Annotated in this window: 16 protein-coding genes; 7 read left to right on the top strand and 9 right to left on the bottom strand. The window is 70.1% G+C overall.

Annotated features, from left to right (window positions below; all coding sequences use genetic code 11):
• Positions 1-18: 18 nt before the first annotated feature.
• The 4 genes from JJ685_RS23220 to JJ685_RS23205 are packed head-to-tail and all read left to right on the top strand — an operon-like array spanning position 19 to position 4,107.
• A complete protein-coding gene (locus tag JJ685_RS23220; protein WP_201676738.1) occupies positions 19-1,026 on the top strand; it encodes a S1C family serine protease in 1,008 nt (335 codons plus the stop codon).
• A gap of 34 nt (positions 1,027-1,060) precedes the next feature.
• Positions 1,061-2,068, top strand: a complete 1,008-nt coding sequence (locus tag JJ685_RS23215; RefSeq protein WP_201676737.1) for an AAA family ATPase — start codon at positions 1,061-1,063, stop codon at positions 2,066-2,068.
• Positions 2,049-3,050: a DUF58 domain-containing protein gene (locus tag JJ685_RS23210; protein ID WP_201676736.1), complete on the top strand. Its 1,002-nt coding sequence runs from the start codon at positions 2,049-2,051 to the stop codon at positions 3,048-3,050. Before JJ685_RS23215 ends, JJ685_RS23210 begins: the two co-directional genes overlap by 20 nt.
• Before the next feature lie 16 nt (positions 3,051-3,066).
• Positions 3,067-4,107, top strand: a complete 1,041-nt coding sequence (locus JJ685_RS23205; RefSeq protein WP_201676735.1) for a VWA domain-containing protein — start codon at positions 3,067-3,069, stop codon at positions 4,105-4,107.
• Between the two features lie 144 nt (positions 4,108-4,251).
• Here JJ685_RS23205 and lolD read toward each other — a convergent pair whose 3' ends face one another.
• Positions 4,252-4,995 carry a lipoprotein-releasing ABC transporter ATP-binding protein LolD gene (gene lolD / locus JJ685_RS23200; protein WP_201676734.1) on the bottom strand — a complete coding sequence of 248 codons (744 nt, stop codon included), beginning with the start codon at positions 4,993-4,995 and terminating at the stop codon, positions 4,252-4,254.
• Positions 4,988-6,241: a lipoprotein-releasing ABC transporter permease subunit gene (locus JJ685_RS23195; protein WP_201676733.1), complete on the bottom strand. Its 1,254-nt coding sequence runs from the start codon at positions 6,239-6,241 to the stop codon at positions 4,988-4,990. The genes lolD and JJ685_RS23195 overlap by 8 nt, the downstream gene beginning before the upstream one ends.
• An 80-nt stretch (positions 6,242-6,321) precedes the next feature.
• Here JJ685_RS23195 and JJ685_RS23190 point away from each other — a divergent pair, with 80 nt between their 5' ends.
• From JJ685_RS23190 to JJ685_RS23180, 3 genes are all read left to right on the top strand, one after another.
• Complete coding sequence (locus JJ685_RS23190; protein ID WP_201676732.1) at positions 6,322-7,260, top strand: hypothetical protein; 939 nt, start codon at positions 6,322-6,324, stop codon at positions 7,258-7,260.
• Entirely contained in the window at positions 7,257-8,966 is a 1,710-nt protein-coding gene (recJ, locus tag JJ685_RS23185) for a single-stranded-DNA-specific exonuclease RecJ (RefSeq protein ID WP_201676731.1), read from the top strand. Before JJ685_RS23190 ends, recJ begins: the two co-directional genes overlap by 4 nt.
• A 61-nt stretch (positions 8,967-9,027) precedes the next feature.
• Positions 9,028-10,284: a 6-phosphofructokinase gene (locus tag JJ685_RS23180; protein ID WP_201676730.1), complete on the top strand. Its 1,257-nt coding sequence runs from the start codon at positions 9,028-9,030 to the stop codon at positions 10,282-10,284.
• Between the two features lie 7 nt (positions 10,285-10,291).
• On the opposite strand, the gene JJ685_RS23175 is transcribed toward JJ685_RS23180, so the two are convergent.
• The 7 genes from JJ685_RS23175 to JJ685_RS23145 form a co-directional block, all read right to left on the bottom strand.
• Positions 10,292-10,609, bottom strand: a complete 318-nt coding sequence (locus JJ685_RS23175; protein ID WP_201676729.1) for a hypothetical protein — start codon at positions 10,607-10,609, stop codon at positions 10,292-10,294.
• Between the two features lie 7 nt (positions 10,610-10,616).
• The gene (locus JJ685_RS23170) at positions 10,617-10,931 is read right to left on the bottom strand and encodes a hypothetical protein (RefSeq protein ID WP_201676728.1); all 315 of its coding nucleotides are present in this window, start codon (positions 10,929-10,931) and stop codon (positions 10,617-10,619) included.
• A gap of 342 nt (positions 10,932-11,273) precedes the next feature.
• The gene (dcd, locus tag JJ685_RS23165) at positions 11,274-11,840 is read right to left on the bottom strand and encodes a dCTP deaminase (RefSeq protein ID WP_201676727.1); all 567 of its coding nucleotides are present in this window, start codon (positions 11,838-11,840) and stop codon (positions 11,274-11,276) included.
• Positions 11,841-11,905: 65 nt separating this feature from the next.
• Positions 11,906-12,892, bottom strand: a complete 987-nt coding sequence (locus JJ685_RS23160) for a tripartite tricarboxylate transporter substrate-binding protein (RefSeq protein ID WP_201676726.1) — start codon at positions 12,890-12,892, stop codon at positions 11,906-11,908.
• Between the two features lie 27 nt (positions 12,893-12,919).
• The gene (guaD, locus tag JJ685_RS23155; RefSeq protein WP_201676725.1) at positions 12,920-14,230 is read right to left on the bottom strand and encodes a guanine deaminase; all 1,311 of its coding nucleotides are present in this window, start codon (positions 14,228-14,230) and stop codon (positions 12,920-12,922) included.
• A 4-nt stretch (positions 14,231-14,234) separates the two neighbouring features.
• The gene (locus tag JJ685_RS23150; RefSeq protein ID WP_201676724.1) at positions 14,235-15,308 is read right to left on the bottom strand and encodes a BMP family ABC transporter substrate-binding protein; all 1,074 of its coding nucleotides are present in this window, start codon (positions 15,306-15,308) and stop codon (positions 14,235-14,237) included.
• 135 nt (positions 15,309-15,443) lie between these two features.
• Positions 15,444-16,430 (bottom strand): D-alanyl-D-alanine carboxypeptidase family protein, encoded by a 987-nt coding sequence (locus tag JJ685_RS23145; protein ID WP_201676723.1) that lies wholly within the window; start codon positions 16,428-16,430, stop codon positions 15,444-15,446.
• Positions 16,431-16,461 lie beyond the last annotated feature (31 nt).

The raw sequence follows: 16,461 nt of genomic DNA, 5'->3' as shown, positions 1-16,461 counted from the left end.
ACAGCCCAAGGATCACGGATGCGCAGGCCAGCCCTTTACAGTTCCAGCCGCCCTGCCCGCCCCGCGGCGGCCGATCAACCCGGCGCGTCCGCGGGCACCGCCGAGCCGCAGCCGCCCGATGCTGCAGCGGCGGCGGCGCCGCAACGCAAGCGCCGTCCCTTCCTGTCCCCTTCCAGTCCCGCGCTGCAGTGGTCGGCGATCCTGCTGCTCGGCGTCGCCCTCGCCCTGAGCCTCGCGCTGCGGCCCATGCCGCGCAAGCTCACGCAGGAAGACATCAACGCCGCCGTGCTCAAGACGATGGAGACGCAGGTCATGCCGTCGGAATACGCGCGGGCCTACGAGAACGTGAGGCCGGCGGTGGTGCGCGTGGTGAGCTACGTGAAGAAGAGCCGGCTGAGGGACGCCGAGACCCGGCTCTCCACCAAGAGCGCCAAGCCGAAGCCGCTGGGTCCGGCCACGACGGACCAGACCGGCGACAGCGACGAAGTCGAGAACGGCGTCGGCACCGGCGTGGTCATCATCGACAAGGGCGTGATCCTCACCAACCTGCACGTGGTGCACGGGGCCGACCACGTCCGGGTGGTGTTCTACGACGGGCTGGAGGCCGACGCCACGATCACCGGCGTGCAGGCGGAGAACGACCTCGCCGTGCTGCAGGCCAACAAGATCCCGGACGACCTGATCTCCGCCACCATGCGCTCCACCAGCGACCTCGCGCCCGGCGACAAGGTGCTGGCCGTGGGCTTCCCGTTCGGCATCGGTCCCTCGGCCTCCGGCGGGATCGTCTCCGGCCTCGGCCGCGTGTTCCGCTCGCCCGAGGGCAAGCAGGAGATGAAGAACCTGATCCAGTTCGACGCCGCCGCCAATCCGGGCAACTCCGGTGGCCCGCTGGTGACCATGGACGGTGAAGTGGTCGGCATCGTGACCGCCATCCTCAACCCCACATCCGCGCGGACGTTCATCGGCATCGGCTTCGCCGTGCCGATCGAGAACGCCGCCTCCGCCGCCGGGCTGCCGCCGTTCTGACGGCCGCCTTTTCCTTCCCGCTGCACGAGGTTTCATGGACACCAACGCCCGCACCGACAGCGCCACGGCGCAACTGATGGAACAGATCCTGTACGAGGTCAAGCGCGTCGTCGTCGGGCAGGACAGGTTCCTGGAACGGGTGATGGTCGCCATGCTGGCGCAGGGCCACCTGCTGGTGGAAGGCGTGCCGGGACTGGCCAAGACGCTGACGGTGAAGACGCTCGCCAACACCATGCGCGGGCAGTTCAAGCGCATCCAGTTCACGCCCGACCTGGTGCCGGCCGACCTGGTGGGCACGCGCATCTACAACCAGAAGACGGGCGAGTTCGCCACCTCGCTGGGCCCGGTGTTCGCCAACCTGCTGCTGGCCGACGAGATCAACCGCGCTCCCGCCAAGGTGCAGAGCGCGCTGCTGGAGGTGATGCAGGAGCGCCAGGTCACCATCGCCGGCGAGACGCACAAGGTGCCCAGCCCCTTCCTGGTGATGGCCACCCAGAACCCGATCGAGACCGAGGGCACCTACCCCCTGCCGGAAGCGCAGGTGGACCGCTTCATGATGAAGGTGCTGGTGGACTATCCCAGCGACGAAGAGGAATTCGTGATCGTGCAGCGCGTCACCGGCCCGGCCGTCGACGTGGCGGCGGTGGCCAGCACCGATCAGCTCGCGCAGCTGCAGCGCGAATGCCGGCAGGTCTACGTCGATCCCTCGCTGGTGCAGTACGCGGTGAAGCTGGTGTCGGCCACCCGCACGCCGGAGCGCCACGGCCTCAAGGAGCTCTCCCGCTTCATCACCTACGGCGCCAGCCCCCGCGCCACCATCAACCTCACCGAAGGCGCCCGCGCGCTGGCGATGCTGCGCGGCCGCGGCTACGCGCTGCCGGAGGACATGGTGGACCTCGTGCCGGACGTGCTGCGCCATCGCGTGGTGCTGTCGTACGAGGCGCTGTCGGAGGGCCTCAGCTCCGACGCCGTGGTGCAGAAGGTCATGGCCAAGATCCCGCCGCCGGCCAAGCCGCTGGAACATGAAAAGCTGGTGGCGTAAGGGCGCCGCGGCGCCCGCCGGGCCCGAGCCCTCCGGCGCGGCCGGCAGCGGCATGCAGGCGCACCACGCCGACCACGTGCTGCGCCGGCTCGAATGGAAGGTGATCCGGCGCCTCGACGGCCTGCTGCAGGGCGACTACCGCACGCTGCTGCGCGGCACCGGGCTGGACCTCGCCGACCTGCGCGAATACCAGGTGCACGACGACGTGCGCCACATCGACTGGAACGTGACGGCGCGCATGCAGGCGCCCTACGTGCGCGTCTTCACCGAGGACCGCGAGATGTCGGCCTGGTTCCTGATGGACCTGAGCCCCTCGGTGGACTTCGGCTCCAGCGAGCTGCGCAAGCGCAACGTCTCGGCCGAATTCGTGGCGGTGCTGGCCCGCCTTCTGACGCGGCACGGCAACCGCGTGGGCGCGATGCTGTACGGCTCGGGCGTGGACACGATCATCCCCACCCGCAACGGCCGGCGCCACGTGCTGCACCTGCTGCACAAGATGCTGGACCGGCCGCCGCCCGTCGAAGGCCACGTCACGCGGCTGAAGGAGCTGCTGGAGTCCGGCGCCAGCCTGATCAAGCGCCGCTCGACGGTCTACGTCGTCTCGGATTTCATCAGCGAGCCCGGCTGGGAAAAGCCCCTGGCGCAGCTCGCGCAGCGGCACGAGGTGGTGGCCGTGCGCGTTCTCGACCCGCTGGAGCTCGAACTGCCCGACCTCGGCCTGCTCACCCTGCGCGACGCCGAGACGGGCGAGCAGGTGGTGGTGGACACGCACGATGCCGGGTTCCGCAAGCGTTTCGCGCGCATCGCCGCGCAGCGCGAGGCGGAGCTGCGCGAGGCCCTCACGCGCAGCAGCGTCGACGCACTGGAGCTGGCCACCGACGCCGAACTCGTCGACGCGATCGTGCGCTTCATCGAGATGCGCAAGCGCCGCAGCCAGCTGGCCGCCGGCAGCCTGCCCGCGCACCTGAAGCGCGTCGCCTGAATCCCGGAGATCCGACATGCAATTCCTCTGGCCCCAGTTCCTCTGGCTGCTGCTGGCCCTGCCGTTGCTGGTCGGGCTGTACCTGCTGCTGCTGCGGCGCAAGAAGAAGCTCGCGGTGCGCTATGCCTCGCTGGCCTTCGTCAAGGAGGCCATGGGCCGGGGCCAGCAGGTGCGGCGCCACGTGCCGCCCCTGCTGTTCCTGCTGGCGATGACGGCCCTGGTGCTCGCCGCCTCGCGCCCGGTGGCGGTGGTCACGCTGCCCTCCAACCAGCAGACGATCATGCTGGCCATGGACGTCTCCGGCAGCATGCGCGCCACCGACGTCCAGCCCAACCGGCTGGTGGCGGCCCAGAACGCGGCCAAGGCCTTCATCGGCGAGCTGCCGCGGCACGTGAAGGTGGGCATCGTCGCCTTCGCCGGCTCGGCCCAGGTGGCGCAGCTGCCCACCACCAACCGGGAAGACCTGGTCACGGCCATCGACCGCTTCCAGCTGCAGCGCGCCACCGCGACCGGCAACGCCATCGTGATCTCGCTGGCCACGCTGTTCCCGGACCAAGGCATCGACCTCGAGAACATGCAGAGCGGGCGCGAGCGCCCGCGCGGCCAGTCGCTCGACAACGAGAAGAAGGGCAAGAAGGAGTTCACGCCGGTCGCGCCGGGGTCCTATCCCTCGGCCGCGATCATCATGCTCACCGACGGGCAGCGCACGACCGGCGTGGACCCGATCGAGGCCGCCAAGATGGCCGCCGACCGGGGCGTGCGCGTCTACACGGTGGGCATCGGCACGGTCGACGGCGAGACGATCGGCTTCGAAGGCTGGTCGATGCGCGTGCGGCTGGACGAGGAAACGCTCAAGCAGATCGCCAACAAGACCTCGGCCGAGTACTTCTACGCCGGCACCGCGCAGGACCTGCGCAAGGTCTACGAGGCGCTCAGCTCCAAGCTGACCGTGGAGAAGAAGGAGACCGAGATCTCGGCCCTGTTCGCGATGGCGGCGGCGTGCCTCGCGCTGCTGTCGGCGGGGCTGTCGTTGGTGTGGTTCAACCGGATCCTCTGACGCGTCCATGAAAAACCAGGCAGCCGAACGCAGAGGACGCAGAGATTTCGCAGAGGACGCAGAAAAACTCCCTTGAAGGTGTTTTCTGCGTCCTTTGCGTACCTTTGCGTCCTCTGCGTTCGGCTGTCTGGTTTTCCTGGTCCCTCAGAAGACCGGCTCGCCCAAGCGCCCTGAACTCAGGTGCAGCGTCCGCCCGCAGCGCGCGGCCAGCTGCTCGTCGTGCGTCACCATGACGAACGCCGTGCCGCGCTCGCGCGCCAGCCGCAGCATCAGCGCGAACACCACGTCGGCGGTCCCGCGGTCCAGGTTGCCGGTCGGCTCGTCGGCCAGCACGCACGCCGGGTGCGCCACCAGGGCCCGGGCGATCGCGACCCGCTGGCGCTCGCCGCCCGAGAGTTCGGCCGGGCGGTGCTTCATGCGGTCCTTCAGGCCCACGGCGGCCAGCATCTCGGCCGCGGCGGCGTGCATCTGCTCCACCGGCATGCGGCGGATGCGCAGGGGCATGCCGACGTTGTCGAGCGCGCTGAACTCCGGCAGCAGGTGGTGGAACTGGTAGACGAACCCCAGGTGCGCGTTGCGCAGGCGTCCCTGCGTCGCCGGGTCCAGCGAGTGCAGTTCGCGCCCCATCAGCTGCACCTTGCCGGCGGTGGGCGCATCCAGCCCGCCCAGCACGTGCAGCAGGGTGCTCTTGCCCGAGCCGGAAGCTCCCACGATGGCCAGCGTCTCGCCGGCGTGCACCTCGAGGTCCACGCCCTTGAGCACCTCGACGTCCAGCGGCCCCTCGGTGAAGCGCTTGCTCACGCCCTGGCAGGCGAGCACCACGCCCGCGTGCGGCTCCACCGCGGTCAGCGCGGCCTCGGCTTCCGGCCGCAGCGTCGGTTCATTCATAGCGCAGCGCCTCCGCCGGGTTGACCCGGCTGGCGCGCCAGCTCGGATAGATCGTGGCCACGAAGGCCAGCGCCAGCGAGATCACCGCGATCGGCACGATGTCGTTGGCCTGCGGGTCGCTGGGCATGCGGCTGATCAGGTAGATGTCCTTCGGCAGGAAGCTCGCGTTCAGCGCGTGCTCCAGCGCCGGCACGATCACGTCGATGTTGACGGCCACCAGCAGCCCGAGCAGCAGCCCCGCCAGCGTGCCGATCACGCCCACCGCCGCGCCCTGCACCACGAAGATGCCCATGATGCTGCCGGGGCTCGCCCCCAGCGTGCGCAGGATGGCGATGTCGGCGCGCTTGTCCGTGACGGTCATCACCAGCGTGCTCACGAGGTTGAAGGCGGCCACCGCGACGATCAGCGTCAGGATGATGAACATCATCCGCTTCTCGAGCTGCACCGCCGCGAACCAGGTGCGGTTCTGCCGGGTCCAGTCGCGCACCAGAAAGTCGCCCGTGAGGCTCGTGGAGAGCTCCGCGGCCACCTCGCGCGCCCGGTTCAGGTCGCGCAGCTTCAGGCGGATGCCGGTCGGCCCCTCCAGCCGGAAGATGCGGGCGGCGTCGTCCAGGTGCAGCAGCACCAGCCCGCTGTCGTACTCGAAGTGGCCGGAGTCGAAGGTGCCCACCACCGTCATCTGCTTCAGGCGCGGGACGACGCCGGCCGGCGTGACCTGCCCGCCCGGCGCGATCAGGGTGACCGCATCGCCTTCGCGCACGCCCAGGTTGCGCGCCAGTTCCGCGCCTAGCACGATGCCGAACTGGCCGGGCACCAGCTTGTCCAGCGTGCCTTGCGAGGTCGAGGCGAGGTCCGTCACCTGGGCCTCCAGCTTCGGGTCGATGCCGCGCACGACGGCGCCCCGCATGTCCTCGCCGCGCGCCAGCAGCGACTGCGTGGCGATGAAGGGTGCCGCGCCGACCACCTCGGGATTGCGGCGCACCTCGGCGAGGGTGCGGGCCGTGTCCTGCAGCACCCCGCCGCCGGGGCCGTAGACCTCGACGTGCGAGACCACGCTCAGCATCCGGTCGCGGACCTCCTTCTGGAAGCCGTTCATCACCGAAAGCACGATGATCAGCGCGGCCACGCCGAGCGAGATACCGAGCATCGAAACGCCGGAAATGAAGGAGATGAAGCCGTTGCGCCGCGTGGCGCGGCCGGCGCGGGTGTAGCGCCAACCCAGCACGAGCTCGTAAGGAAGGGCCATTGCGCCCCGTTCAGACAGGGTATTCCATCGGCCGGCATTGTGGCATCCCCGACAATATGGCTGTGTCAGACGGAGTCCACTTGCTTGTCCCCTTCGCCCGCTGCCGGGCCGAGGCCGCTTCCGAAGCCCTGCGGGGGCTCGCCCTTCCCAACCTGCAGAAGCTGCTGCGGCGGCTGGTTCTGGAGGGCACGGACACGGGCGATCCGCACAGCCTCTCCCTGCCGCACGAGCGGGTGCTGGCGCAGGCCCATGGGCTGGCCCCGGTCGACGGCCTGATCCCCCTCGCCGCCGTGCAGGCGCAGCAGGAGGGCGCGGGCGAGGGCACGGAGGGCTGGGCCTGGATCACGCCGGCGCACTGGCGGGTGGGCCAGGACCACATCGACATGGCGCATCCGCAGGAGCTGCAGCTCGATGGCGACGACTCGCGGGCGCTGCTGGCGGCCATGTCGCCCTACTTCGCCGAGGACGGGATCGCCCTGTCCTTCGACGCGCCCCTGCGCTGGCTGGCGCGCGGCGAGGCGTTCCGCACGCTGCCCAGCGCCTCGCTGGACCGCGTGGTCGGCCACCGGATCGAGGATGCCTGGATGCCCGGCGGCAGCGCCGGCCGGCCGCTGCGCCGGCTGCAGCAGGAGATGCAGATGCTGCTCTACACGCTGCCGCTCAACGAGGAGCGCGAGCGCGGCGGGCTGCTGCCCGTCAACTCCTTCTGGATCAGCGGGACCGGCGCGCTGCCGCCCGGCCACGCGCCGGGCACGCCGCCCGGCCTGCAGGTCACGCCCTACCTGCGCGAAATGGCCCTGCAGGCCGACTGGAGCGGCTGGGCCGCGGCCTGGCACAAGATCGACGAGCGCGAAGGCGCACGGCTGCTGTCCGAACTCGAACGCGGCGTGCCGGTGCGCGTCACCCTGTGCGGCGAAACGGGCGCGCGGACCTGGACTTCCGAGGGCGCGGGCAGCTGGCGCCGCGTGGCCGGCTGGTTCGGCAGCAGCACGGTGGCGCAACTGGTGGAGGGCCTGTGAAGTTCGTCACCCGCGATGCGCCGCCGCGCGCCGTCTGGGCCCTGGAACAGGCCGGCATCCATCCGCTGCTGGCGCGCCTGTACGCCGCCCGCGGCGTGCTGGCCCGCGAGGAACTGGACAACGGGCTGGCCCGACTGCTGCTCCCCGCGAGCCTGAAGGGCGCGACCGAAGCCGCGGTGCTGCTGGCCGACGCGATCGCCGCGGGGCAGCGGATCTGCATCGTGGCCGACTACGACTGCGACGGCGCGACGGCGTGCGCCGTGGCCGTGCGCGGCCTGCGCCTGCTCGGCGCGCGCGAGGTCGGCTACCTGGTGCCCGACCGCGTGGTGGACGGCTACGGCCTCACCGCCCCGATCGCGCACCGGGTGCACGCCACCGGCGCGCACGTGCTGGTGACCGTCGACAACGGCATCGCCAGCCTCGAAGGCGTGGCCGCGGCCCGCGCGCTGGGGCTGCAGGTGCTGGTGACCGACCACCACCTGCCCGGGGCGGTGCTGCCCGAAGGGGGGCTGATCGTCAACCCCAACCAGCCGGGCTGCGGCTTCGAGAGCAAATCCCTCGCCGGCGTGGGCGTCATGTTCTACGTGCTGCTGGCGCTGCGCGCGGAGCTGCGCCGGCGCGGCGTGTTCGACGAGCGCTCGCAGCCGAAGCTCGACGCGCTGCTGCCGCTGGTGGCGCTGGGCACCGTCGCCGACGTCGTGAAGCTCGATGCCAACAACCGCCGCCTCGTCGCGCAGGGGCTCAAGCGCATCCGCGCCGGCGCCCTGCCCTGCGGTCTCGCCAGCCTGTTCGCGGCGGCGGGCCGCAAGCCCGAGGCGGCCACCACCTTCGACTTCGGCTTCGCGCTGGGGCCGCGCATCAACGCGGCGGGCCGGCTGGCCGACATGACCATCGGCATCGAGTGCCTGCTGGCCGACGATTCCGCCCGCGCGGACGAACTGGCGCGGGCGCTGGACGGCATCAACCGCGAGCGGCGCGAGATCGAGGGCGACATGCGCGAGCAGGCCATCGCGCTCGCCGAGGCGCTGTTCGAGGAAGGCGAGGAGCCGCCACCCGCGATCTGCGTGTTCGATCCCGACTTCCACGAGGGCGTGGTGGGCATCGTGGCCTCGCGCATCAAGGACAGGCTGCACCGCCCGACCTTCGTCTTCGCGGCCAGCCAGGCGCCCGGGCGCGAGCACGAGCTGAAGGGTTCGGGCCGCTCGATTCCCGGCTTCCACCTGCGCGATGCGCTGGACCTGGTGGCCAAGCGCCATCCCGGCGTGCTGCTGCGCTTCGGCGGCCACGCCATGGCGGCCGGCTGCACGGTGGCCGAGGAGCATTTCGACGTCTTCGAGCAGGCGCTCGCCCAGGTCGCGCAGGAGTGGCTCGACGCCGCCACGCTGCTGCGGCGGCTGCACACCGACGGCCCCCTGGCGCGCGAATACTGCCGGCCGGACCTGGTCGACACCCTGCACGGCGAGGTCTGGGGCCAGGGTTTCGCGCCGCCGGTGTTCAGCGAGGAGGTCGAGGTCGTCTCGCAGAAGCTGGTCGGCGAGAAGCACCTGTCGCTGAAGATCCGCCACCAGGGCCAGCCCATGGACGCGATCTGGTTCGGCCACACGCAGCCGCTGCCGGCGAAGGTGAAGATCGCCTTCCGGCTGGAAGCGGACGAATGGCAGGGCACGCGGCGGGTGCGCTTTCTCGTGGAAGGCGCTGAGCTGTAGCGCGCTGGGCTGTAGCGTCCGAGCTTCCCCTGCGGCGCGGAAGCCGCCATGATCTCGGGCCATGGCCCTGAAGAACGCCTTCTACGCGCAGTCCGGCGGGGTCACCGCCGTCATCAACGCATCGGCCTGCGGCGTCATCGAGACGGTGCGTGCCAACCGCGACCGCATCGGCAAGGTCTTCGCCGGGCGCGACGGGATCATAGGCGCGCTCACCGAGGACCTGATCGACACCGACAAGGAGTCGGCCGCCACCATCGCGCAACTGCGCCACACGCCGGGGGGCGCCTTCGGCTCCTGCCGCTACAAGCTCAAGTCGCTGGAGAGCCACCGGCGCGAATACCAGCGCCTGATCGAGGTGTTCGCGGCGCACGGCATCGGCTACTTCTTCTACAACGGCGGCGGCGACTCGGCCGACACCTGCCTCAAGGTGAGCCAGCTCGCCGAGGCCATGGATTATCCGATCCAGGCGATCCACATCCCGAAGACGGTGGACAACGACCTGCCGCTCACGGACTGCTGCCCCGGCTTCGGCTCGGTGGCGAAGTACGTGGCGGTGTCGGCGCTGGAAGCCTCGCTCGACGTGCGTTCGATGGCGCGCACCTCGACCAAGGTGTTCGTGCTGGAAGTGATGGGCCGGCACGCCGGCTGGATCGCCGCGGCGGGCGGGCTGGTGGAGGACCACGGGATCCCGGTGGTCGTGCTGTTCCCGGAGATCCCCTTCGAGGAAGAGCAGTTCCTGGCGCGCGTGAGCGAGCTCGTCGCGCGGCACGGCTTCTGCACGGTGGTCGTCTCGGAGGGCTGCCACCACGCCGACGGCCGTTACCTGGCGCAGCAGGGGCCGCGCGACGCCTTCGGCCACGAGCAGCTGGGCGGAGCGGCACCGGTCGTGGCGCGCATGATCCGGCAGGGCCTCGGCCACAAGTTCCACTGGGCCGTCGCCGACTACCTGCAGCGCGCCGCCCGCCACATCGCCTCCACCACCGACGCGAAACAGGCGTACGAAGCCGGCGCCGCGGCGGTGAAGCTCGCCCTCAAGGGGCACAGCGCCGTGATGCCCACCATCGAGCGGATCAGCGACAAGCCCTATCGCTACCGCTTCGGGATGGCGCCGCTGACGGAGGTGGCGAACGTCGAGAAGCACATGCCGCGGCACTACATCTCGGAAGACGGCTTCGGCATCACCGAGGGCTGCAAGCGCTACCTGCGCCCGCTGATCCGCGGCGAGGACTACCCGAAGTACAAGGACGGGATGCCGGTGTACGTGACGCTGAAGAACGTGCCGGTGCGCAAGAAGCTCGCGACCTTCGACCTGCACTGAGCGCGGGCTACGCCGTTCCCAGGACCGGCATCGCGCTGTGCTGCGGATCGTCGAAGTAGGCGAACAGCCTCGTGGCGATCGCCTCGAGCTCCGGGTCGTCCGTCGCGCGCGCGCAAGCCAGCTGCCACATCGCGTATTCGCGGTCGCCCAGCATCATGTCGGTGTTGACGCAGCGGCCCCGCCCTGCCATCAGCAGCGCGAAGCTCGCGAGCAGCCCGGTGGGGCAGTAGCGCCCGAAGCCCTGGTCTTCCTCCGACGATTCCTGCACGGAAGCGGCCGCACCAGCGCGCGCCCCGAGCGCGGAATGCCGATGCGGGGTGCTCATGGAAGCCTCAGCGGTAGGTGAAGCTGACCGGCACCGCGCCCGTCGCGGCGGCCTGGCCGGCAGCGTGCCGCGCCTGCGCGCCCGGATCGAGGCGGATGGTGCAGCTGGCGATGGTGGAACCGGGGATGTACTGCAGGCAGTCCGTCAGGGCCATCTGCTGGACGATCGTCTCGTTGTGTCGCGCTTCGGCCTTGCGCACCTGGTGGCTGCACAGGAGCCAGAACGCGAACAGTTGCCCGAGCGCGATGGCCGCCATGAGCATCCACAGCCACCGGCTGCGTGACGATGTTGCGGGTACTGCGGCAGTCGTCAGGGTGGACATGGTGGCTTCCTTGGGTGCATTCAATGCTAGGCCTGCCGCCGCGGCCGCGCCAGTGTGGCGGGCGCGATCCGCTGTAGGACAAAATCCTGACGCGGGGGCCGAACGCATTCGAGGAATGATGGACTTCCGCGTGCACGCGTGCACCGCCCGTGCGGGTGAACCCCCACGAGCCTTGTGGCACAAGGGCGCGGCGATGCACGGGAGCGTTGCGCGCCAGCCACCGGCGGCCGGATTCCTGCTCGGCCGTGCGCTTCCGCCAGAGCAGGCGCACGCTGCAGTGCGCCGACGATTCGACGATCGGTTGTTGCTTTTTTGGCTTGCGCGAAGGGCGCGCGCGAAAGGCTACGCCTTCGGCAGGGTCACGCCGTGCTGGCCCTGGTACTTGCCGCCGCGGTCCTTGTAGCTCACGTCGCAGGCCTCGTCGCTTTCGAAGAACAGGACCTGCGCGCAGCCCTCGCCCGCGTAGATCTTCGCGGGCAGCGGCGTGGTGTTGGAGAACTCCAGCGTCACGTAGCCCTCCCACTCCGGCTCGAACGGCGTGACGTTGACGATGATGCCGCAGCGCGCGTAGGTGCTCTTGCCCAGGCAGATGGTCAGCACGTTGCGCGGGATGCGGAAGTACTCCAGCGTGCGCGCGAGCGCGAAGCTGTTGGGCGGGATGATGCAGACGTCGTCGTGGAAGTCGACGAAGCTCTTCTCGTCGAAGTTCTTCGGGTCCACCACCGTGCTGTGGATGTTGGTGAAGACCTTGAATTCCGGCGCGCAGCGGATGTCGTAGCCATAGCTGGAGGTGCCGTAGCTGATGACGCGCCGCCCCTCGACCTCGCGCACCTGCTTCGGCTCGAACGGGTCGATCAGGCCATGTTGTTCCGCCATGCGGCGGATCCACTTGTCGCTCTTGATGGTCATCGGGAGGCACTCACTTCTGGGAGTGGCTATTCTAGGTGGGCGCCGCCCCGCACCCTTGACCGCGCTCAGTTCGCCTTCACGCCCGCCTTGACCAGGAGCCCGCCGAGGGTGTCGATCTCGTTCATCAGGTGCACGCGCAGGGCCGCCGGGGTGGCCTGCTCCGGGCTCACCGCCGCCACGCCCATGCCCTCCAGCCGGGCGCGCACCTCCGGATCGACCACCGCCTTCTGCAGGGCGGCCGTGAGCTGCTCCAGCACCGGCTTCGGGGTGCCCCTGGGCGCGTAGAGGCCGAAGGAGATGTTGATGTCGAAGCCCTGCACCCCCGCTTCCGACAGCGCGGGCACCTCCGGCAGCGAGCCCAGGCGCGCCTTGCCGGCGGCCGCGTAGGCCTTGATGCGGCCGCCCTTCACCGAGGGCACGGTGCCCGAGGTCTGGTCGCACAGCACGTCCACCTGGCCGCCCATCACGTCGTTGAGCGCCGGCCCCGTGCCCTTGTACGGGATCTCGTTCAGCTTCACGCCCACCGCGTTCATCAGCATCAGACCGCACAGGTGGGAGGCGGACCCGATGCCCGCATGCGCGAGGCTCACCTTCGGGCCGTTCGCCCGCAGGTAGGCGACGAACTCCTCGAGGTCCTTCGCGGGAAAGCCGTTGCGCGCCACCACCACCATGGGCCCGCTGGTGGCAGAGCCGATCGGCTCGAAGTCGTTGACCGGGTGGTACGGCAGGTCCCTGTACATCGCCAGGTTGGTGGCGTGGCTCACGTGGATCATCAGCAGCGTGTAGCCGTCCGGCGCGGAGCGCGCCACCTTCGCCGTGCCGATGGTGCCCGACGCGCCGGCGGGGTTGTCCACCACGACCTGCTGGCCCAGCGTCTTCTGCAGGGCCGCCGCGAATACGCGCGTGATCGCATCGCCCGGGCCGCCCGGCGAATAAGGCATCACCAGCGTGATCGGCCGCGCCGGCCACGCCTGGGCCGAGGCGCCGGCGGCGGCGCAGGCCAGGCCCAGGGCAAGCAGCGCGCGGGCGCAGCGCGGGATGGCACGGTGCATGGCGTTCCCCCTTGGAGGAGGAACAGTCTATGCAGCGGGGCCCGGCACCTTGCTGGTGATAACCCCATCCACCGCGACCCGCTCCACCACGCGGTCGTCGCCCAGCACGATCATGGCGAACAGCAACTCGTCCAGGTTGCGCGCCTGCTGCGTGCGGCGCGCCAGCAGGGGCGTGGCGCGCGGATCCAGCAGCACGAAATCGGCCTCGCAGCCGGGGCGCAGGTTGCCCGCCACGCCCTCGAGCCCGAGCGCGCGCGCGGCGCCCGCGGTGTGCTGCCACCAGAGGTGCTGCGGGCCCAGGCTCACGCCGGGCTTGGTCTGGCCCTCGCGTCCCACGTAGTACGCCGCCAGCATGGTGTGGAAGGGGCTGAAGCTGGTGCCGCCGCCCACGTCGCTGGCCAGCCCGTAGCGCAAGCCCACGTGCCGGGCGCCGGCGTAGTCGAAGAAGCCGCTGCCCAGGAACAGGTTGCTGGTGGGGCTCACCGCCGCGGCCGCCCCGGTGTCGCGCAGCAGGGCGCGGTCCTCGTCGTCGATGTGGATGCAGTGCGCGTAGATCGCGCGCTCGCGCAGCAGCCCGAAGTCGCCGTACACCGAGACATAGCTGCGGGACTGCGGAAACAGCTCGCGCACCCAGCGGATCTCGTCCTGGTTTTCGGCCACGTGCGACTGGATCCACACGTCCGGGTAGCGCGCGGCCAGTTCGCCGGCGCCGCGCAGCTGCGCTTCCGTGCAGCTCGGCGCGAAACGCGGCGTGATCGCGTAGCCGAGCCGGCCGCGGCCCTGCCAGCGGCGGATCAGTGCCTCGGTGTCGACGAGGGACTGCTGCGTCTCGTCGCGCACGCCCTCGGGCGAATGGCGGTCCTGCAGCACCTTGCCGGCGATCGTGCGCATGCCGCGGCGCTCGCTCTCCTCCAGCAGCGCATCCACCGAATGCGGATGCGAGGTGCAGAACGCCAGCGCGGTGGTCACGCCGTTGCGCAGCAGCTCGTCGAGGAACACGCCCGCCATCGCGACCGCGTACGCTTGGTCGGCGAAGCGCGCCTCGTGCGGGAAGGTGTAGTCCTCCAGCCAGGGCAGCAGGCCTTCGGCCGGCGAGCCGATCACGTCCGTCTGCGGGAAGTGCACGTGCAGGTCGATGAAGCCGGGCGCGAGGATGCGGCCGGGAAACTCCGTCACGCGCACGCCCGGGTAGTTGCCGGCCAGAGCGGCGTACGAACCAGAGGCGCGGATCACCTTGCGCCCGGACGCATCGGGCCCGACGACCAGCAGGCCGTCGGATTCGTAGCGGGCGGAGCCGTCGTCGTCGAAGGAAAGGAGCGCTGCGCGGTAGGCCTGCATCGCGCTATTTTGCGATCTTCCCCTGCACGCCGGCCACGAGGAAGTTCATGTTCAGGATCTGCTCGTCGCCCAGGGCCTGCCCCTTCGCTACCACGGCCTTGCCTTCGTTGTCCGCGATCGGCCCCGCGAAGGGCTTGAGCTTGCCCGACGCGATGTCCTTCTGGCGCGCGAGCACCTCGTCCTGCACCGCCTTGGGCACGCCGGGGCCGAAAGCGCCGACGCGGACCATGCCTTCCTTCACCCCGCCCCAGACGTTGCCGGTCTTCCAGGTTCCGTCGAGCACGGCCCTGGTGCGCTGCTGGTAGTAGTCGCCCCAGACGTGCATGACCGCCAGGGCCTGCGCCTGCGGCGCGACCTTGCGCATGTCGGAGTGGTAGGCGATCGCCAGCTTGCCGCGCTCCTGCGCGGCCGCCATCACGGCGGTGGAAGCACTGTTGAACGTGAGCACGTCCGCGCCCTGGTCGATCAGCGCCATGGCCGCGTCGCGCTCCTTGCCCGGATCGAACCAGGTGTTGAGCCACACCACCTTCACCTGCGCCTGCGGGTTCACCGAGCGCATGCCGAGCGCGAACGCGTTGATCCCCTGCAGCACTTCCGGGATGGGGAAGCCCGCGACGAAACCGGCCACGTTGCTCTTCGACAGGCGGCCCGCCGCGATGCCGGCAAGGTAGCGGCCCTCGTAGTAGCGCGCATTCGCGGTCGCCACGTTGGGCGCCGTCTTGTAGCCCGTGATGGACTCGAACTTCACCTCGGGATGGTCCTTCGCCACCTTCAGCGTGGGCTCCATGTAGCCGAAGCTGGGCGTGAAGATCAGCTTGTGCCCCGTCGCGACGAGGTCGCGGAGCACGCGTTCCGCGTCCGGGCCTTCGGCGACGTTCTCGACGAACGAGGTCTTCACGCGGTCGCCGAACGCGGCCTGCACGGCCTGGCGCCCTTCCTCGTGCTGGTGCACCCAGCCGGCGTCGGTGACAGGTGCGACATAGAGGAAGCCGACCTTGAGCGGTTCGGCCTTCTGCGCGTGCGTGGGAAAGGAAAAGACACAAGCCGCCAATGCGAGGGCGGCGAGGTTTTTGTACATGGTGTTCCTCTACATGGCCCCGGAATTCGACAAAGAAAAAGGCCGCCGGGGCGCGACCTTTTGCGTATTTTAGGGCGTCCCGCGGAGAGGGCCGCCAGCCCCGGCCACGGAAGCCGAAAACGAAAACGCGACGGCTCAGGCGTCCGAGCGCGCGCCGCGGTCCGGCCCCGCGAGCTTCGGGCCGTGCTGGTCCAGCCAGCGGCGCACGATCTCGGCGTCCTTGATCCGCGTGACCTTGCTGGCCGAATCGAGGAAGACCATGATGAGGTTGCGGCCCTTGAGCCGGGTCTGCACGACCAGGCACTGGCCCGCCTCCGAGATGTAGCCCGTCTTCTGCAGGCCGATGTTCCACGCACCCTCCCGCACCAGCCGGTTGGTGTTCACGTAGCTCAGCTCGCGCCCGTCGGCGGCTTCCACCTCGTAGCCGCGCGAGGTGGAATACCTGCGCAGCAGCGGATGCGCGTAGGCGGCCTCGGCCAGCACCGCGAGGTCGCGCGCGCTGGACTTGTTGCCGCTCGACAGCCCGGTCGGGTCCACGTAGCGCGTCTGCCGCATGCCCAGCTGCCGGGCCTTGTTGTTCATGGCGCTGACGAAGGCCGCCTCGCCGCCGGGGTAGGTGCGCCCCAGGGCGTGCGCCGCGCGGTTCTCGCTGGACATCAGGGCCAGGTGCAGCGCTTCGCGGCGGGTGAGCTGGGTGCCCACCTGCAGGCGCGAGCTGCTGAACTTCAGCCGGTCGACATCGGCGCCGGTGATGGTGATGGGTTCGCCGAGCGGCAACTGCGCCTCGGCGACGACCAGGCCGGTCATGAGCTTCGTGAGCGACGCGATCGGCCGCACGTCGTCGTCGTTCTTGCCCAGGAGCACCTGGTCGCTGTCCTGGTCGATGACGTAGGCGACGCTGGCCTTCAGCGGCAGCTTCAGCGGGTCGGCAGGGAGACGCGCGGGAGCGGAAATCTTCACGGGCCTGGCGCCGCGCTTCGCCGTTGCCACTTTGTTCGCCTTCGCGCTGGCGACCGGCTTCTGCAGTCCCGCCGCGAAGCCCTCCAGCGGGGCGAGGAACACGAACGAGACCAGCAGGGCGCCCCACCAGCGGGTCGCGAGAGTCCTTTGCGCTTCAGTCATCCCGTACTGGGGTCGGCGTGTCGGCGAAAGT

Origin of the sequence: Ramlibacter monticola (assembly GCF_016722785.1) — a bacterium.
Taxonomy (GTDB): Bacteria; Pseudomonadota; Gammaproteobacteria; order Burkholderiales; family Burkholderiaceae_C; genus Ramlibacter; species Ramlibacter monticola.
Note: the sequence above shows the minus strand (reverse complement) of the source record. Positions and strands in the feature narration are given on the sequence as shown.